This window comes from Streptomyces tyrfis, assembly GCF_037034285.1.
Classification (GTDB): Bacteria; Actinomycetota; Actinomycetes; order Streptomycetales; family Streptomycetaceae; genus Streptomyces.
In genome coordinates this window covers 1-4,510 of record NZ_JBAGJZ010000098.1, presented here as the reverse complement: position 1 = coordinate 4,510, position 4,510 = coordinate 1, and the positions used below count along the sequence as shown (strand labels likewise).

Annotated in this window: 3 protein-coding genes; all 3 read left to right on the top strand. The window is 71.2% G+C overall.

Annotated elements, in window-relative coordinates; genetic code table 11:
• Positions 1 to 1,516, top strand: a 1,516-nt coding sequence (locus WA762_RS35300; RefSeq protein ID WP_335941683.1) for a peptidase C14, incomplete at its 5' end; no start/stop codon positions are given.
• Positions 1,517 to 1,643: 127 nt separating this feature from the next.
• Positions 1,644 to 2,900, top strand: coding sequence for a Gfo/Idh/MocA family protein (locus WA762_RS35295; RefSeq protein ID WP_335941682.1), 1,257 nt, complete (start codon positions 1,644 to 1,646; stop codon positions 2,898 to 2,900).
• A 62-nt stretch (positions 2,901 to 2,962) separates the two neighbouring features.
• A complete protein-coding gene (locus WA762_RS35290; RefSeq protein WP_335941681.1) occupies positions 2,963 to 4,216 on the top strand; it encodes an ABC transporter substrate-binding protein in 1,254 nt (417 codons plus the stop codon).
• Positions 4,217 to 4,510: the final 294 nt, after the last annotated feature.

The window sequence follows — 4,510 nt, the reverse complement described above, 5'->3', positions numbered from 1 at the left end:
GACCGCGGCGATGCCGGACCTCTCGGATCTCTTCGAGGTCGGCGACTCCTCGAAGTTCGCCGTCGGCCAGTGGTGGGCGGTGGAGATCAACGCCCTGGCGGGCACGTACGAGAAGGAGATCCAGCGTCTGGTCCAGGTCACCGAGGTCGTCGACGCGAAGCACATCCGCGTCAACTACCAGATCGGCTGGGACCTGGCCGCCGGCCGCACCCTCACCTGGACCCGGGTCGAGCCCGTCGACCGCGCCCATGTGCGCAACATGGTCTTCGAGGGCTGGGGCGACGACGAGATGTCCGGCTCCCACCCGGTCGCGTACGAGTACGCGGTCCGCTGCGACGTCTCCGGGATCGAGGCGATCGGCACCTTCTGGCCGGTGGTGATGCGCCGCTGGTGCACCTACTACCGCACCGAGCAGTGCTCGCTGACCAACCCCAAGTCGGTCACCTACGGCGGCGCCGGGTACCTCACCCAGCAGATCTACTGCCTCTACGGACACGTCGAGGACTGCCACACCTCCAACGCCCGCCACCTCAACGACTTCACGGCCTCCGCGTACTGCTACGTCACCAACTGCCACGGCGACGGCGACGACGAGGGCCCGTTCGTGACGCACGGTCAGTTCGAGCACGACCTCGTCTACACGGGCAACTCCGGCCTGATGACCTTCGCCAACTCCGGCGCCGCCTGGGGCGGCAGGGCCAAGCGGATCACGGTGCGCCGGCACGCCTGCTCCTGGTTCGTGGCCCGTGTCAAGATCACCGACCTGACCCTGGAAGACGTCCTGGTCATCGGCAAGAAGTCGCTGTCCGGCTCCGGCATGCTCTGGGTCAACGCCGACGGCGTCCAGATGCGCGGCTGCACCGCCACCGGTCCGCTGATCGTCTCCCGGGCCTCGGACCTGTCCGCCCGCCCCAATGTGATCGCCGACTCCTCGTTCGCGTTCGCGGCGGGTGCGGAGATTACCCAGGCCAACGTCACCGTCCCGCTCACCGTCCAGCGCTCCACGCTGAAGGGCGTCGACGGCGCGGTGTTCAACGGCACCGGGCCGCTGGTCCTGGACCAGTGCGTCCTGACCGGCTCCGCCGACACCGCGCCGGTCTCGCTCAAGCACGGCGACGTCACCGTCCTCGGCGGCGAACTCCGCGACACCGGGCTGAAGCTGACCTCCGACAAGGACCAGCGGCTGCGGGTCGACGGCACGCGCCTGAACGGCACCAACAAGGACGGCGCCCTGCTCTCCCGCACCGGCTCCGGCCGGACCGTCGACTGGCAGCTCTCCGGCCTCGACTCGGCCGCCCCCAAGGGCACCGCCCACGTGCTGGTCACCGAGGGCGTCAACCGCTACCGGGCCACCGGCTCCACCTTCACCGGCGGCCGGCTCGAACTGCGGCCCGCGGCGTTCGCCGGACGCGGCCATCTGCTGCACACCGGCTGCGTCGAGGACGGCACCGAGCGCACCTCGATGCCGGACGAGGGCGACCGGGTCGCCCATACCGCGGCCACGCTGCGCTTCTGACCAGGCAGGGACTCCCGTCCGGAGCACGCCGGGCCCGGGAGCGGCGGACCGCACGCGCGGGCCCCCGCTCCCGCCCCGGACCGATCCGCACGAGACGCCCTCACCCACCGAGCACCAGGGATTCCCCGTGACCACGCATACCCCGATCACCGGCCGACCCGTCCGGGTCGCGCTCGTCGGCGCCGGCAACCGCGGTCTGACGTACGCCGAGTGGATCAAGGCGCACCCCAAGCGCGCCGAGCTCGTCGCCGTCGCCGATCCCCGTCCCGCGGCGCGGGCGGCCGCCGGCGCGCCCGTGGAGTTCGACGACTGGCGCCCGCTCGTCCAGAACCGGATCGCCGACGCCGTCGTCGTCGCCACCCAGGACCGCTTCCATGTGGAGCCGGTGCTGGCCCTGGCCGAGGCCGGATACGCGATCCTCGCCGAGAAGCCGCTCGCCCCCACCGAGGAGGAGACCCGGCGGATCGTCGAGGGCGTGGAGCGGACCGGGGTCCTGTTCGCGGTGTGCCACGTCATGCGGTACACCCCCTACACCGACCTGGTGAAGGAGGTCGTGGACTCCGGGGTGCTCGGGCAGCTGGTGTCCATGGACCATCTGGAGCCGGTCGGCTGGTGGCACTACGCCCACAGCTATGTGCGCGGCCCGTGGCGCAGCGAGCGGGACTCCTCCCCGATGCTGCTGGCCAAGTCCTGCCACGACCTGGACTGGATCACGTACGTCATGGGCGGCCGGATCGAGCAGGTCACCAGCTTCGGCGGGCTGAAACACTTCCGGCCGGAGAACGCCCCGGCCGGGTCCGCCGAGCGGTGTCTCGACTGTGCGGTCGAATCCGGCTGCCCGTACAGCGCGCTGAAGCTGTACCTGCCGACGCTGCGCGAGAAGGGCGCGGTCTGGCCGGTCACCCACGTCACCGAGGCGACCGACGAGGCCGGGCTGCTGCGGGCGCTGCGCGAGGGGCCGTACGGCGTCTGCGCGTACCGCGGCGACAACGACGTGGTCGACCACCAGGTCCTGGCGATGCAGCTGACCGACGGGGTGACCGCCACCTTCCAGATGGTGGCGTTCACCGAGCAGACGCACCGGCAGACCCGGATCTTCGGCTCGCACGGCTGGCTGATCGGCGACGGTGAGCGGGTCACCGTGCAGGACTTCCGGACCGGTGAGTCCACCGTCCACGAACTCGGCGCGTCCGGTTCGAACGCGGCCGACGGGCACGGCGGCGGGGACGCCGCTCTCGTCGAGGCGTTCGTCACCGCCGTCGCCACCGGCGACGCCGGAGCCGTCCGCTCCGGACCCGCCACCTCGCTCGGCAGCCACCTCGCGGCGTTCGCCGCCGAACGCGCCCGGCACACCGGCACCGTCCAGTCGGTGCCCGTCCGGTGACGTCCCGCCGGACGGCGCCGCGTCTTCCCCACCCCACCCTCACGTCCTCGGAGGACCCCCTCATGTCCCGTCTCCTCACCCGCCGTTCCAGACTCCGTTCCGTCGCCGCGCCCGTCGTGGCCACCGCGCTCGCCGCCGGTGTGCTGGCCGGCTGTTCCAGCGGCGGCGACGACGACACCGTCACGATGTGGACCTACCCGGTCATCTTCGACGAGGCCAAGAACAAGGCGTACTGGGACGGCCTGATCAAGGCGTTCGAGAAGGAGCACTCGGGCGTCAAGGTGAAGGTGGAGACCTTCCCCTGGGCCAACCGCGACACCGCCCTGGCCACCGCGATCGCCTCGGGCAAGGGCCCGGACGCGGTGTACCTGGTCCCGGACCAGCTGCCGAAGTACGCCAAGAACATCGTCCCGGCCGACGAGTACATGCCGGCCGACGCCAAGTCCGACTACACCGACTTCGCGCTGAAGTCCGTCACGTTCGACGGCAAGGCGCTCGCCACCCCGGTCCTGACCAGCGCCAACCCGCTGGTCTGCGACAAGCGGGTGTTCGCCGCGATCGGCGAGAAGAACTACCCCACCACCTGGGCGGAGCTGGAGGCGCTGGGCCCGAGGCTGAAGGCGAAGGGCTACTACGCGACCAGCCACTACGGTGACACTCAGCAGACCCTCAACATGACCTTCTACCCGCTGCTGTGGCAGGCCGGCGGGGACGTCTTCTCCGAGGACGGCAAGACCGTCACCTTCAACGACGCGGCCGGCGTCAAGGCACTGACGTTCCTGAAGAAGCTCGTCGACGGCGGCTACACCGACAAGGACCAGGTCACCACCACGCCGAAGCTGGAGCAGACCTCGACCGCCAAGGGCAAGATCGCCTGCACCTGGCAGAACACCCCCACCGATGTCGAGCCGTTCTGGGGCAAGGAGAACATCGTCGTCCAGCCCCCGCTCAAGGACGTGAAGTCGGTCGGCTACGGCACGGTGGGCGCCCTGTCCATGCTGAAGGGCGCGAACAAGAAGAACACCGGCGACTGGCTGAACTTCGTCGCCGAGTCGAAGAACGCGGCCGGTCTGCAGAAGGAGGCCGGCTACTTCCCGGCCCGGAAGTCCGGCGGCGACCTCTACCCGGGCGACGCGCTCCAGACGGCGGTCGGCGCCACCCTGCCGAGCATGACCGTCGGCCCGCTCCAGGACAAGTCCCGTGAGGTCCAGGGCGTGCTGGCGCCGGAGATCCAGGCCGCGCTGCTGGGCAAGAAGAGCCCGCAGCAGGCGTTGGACGACGCGCAGAAGGCGGCGCAGGCGCTGCTCGGCCGCTGACCGGGTGCGGGGCCGGGCCACCGGCCGCACCCGGACCCGGCCCCGCCCCCTCCCGGGTGGCCGGGGCCCCGCCGACGACGGACGAAGCCGGCCGTCGCGGCGGGGCCCCGGCCCCCGAACCCCGCAATTTCCCCGTACCGCAAGGAGATCCCCGTGGCAGTCGTCGCGGAACCCACCCGCCGGGGCCGTCGCAGCGGGCCGCAGGCGCGCCGCGAGGCCCGGATCGGCCTGCTGTTCGTCCTGCCGTGCTTCCTGCTCTTCCTGGCCTTCCGGTTCGGTCCGGGCATCGCCGGT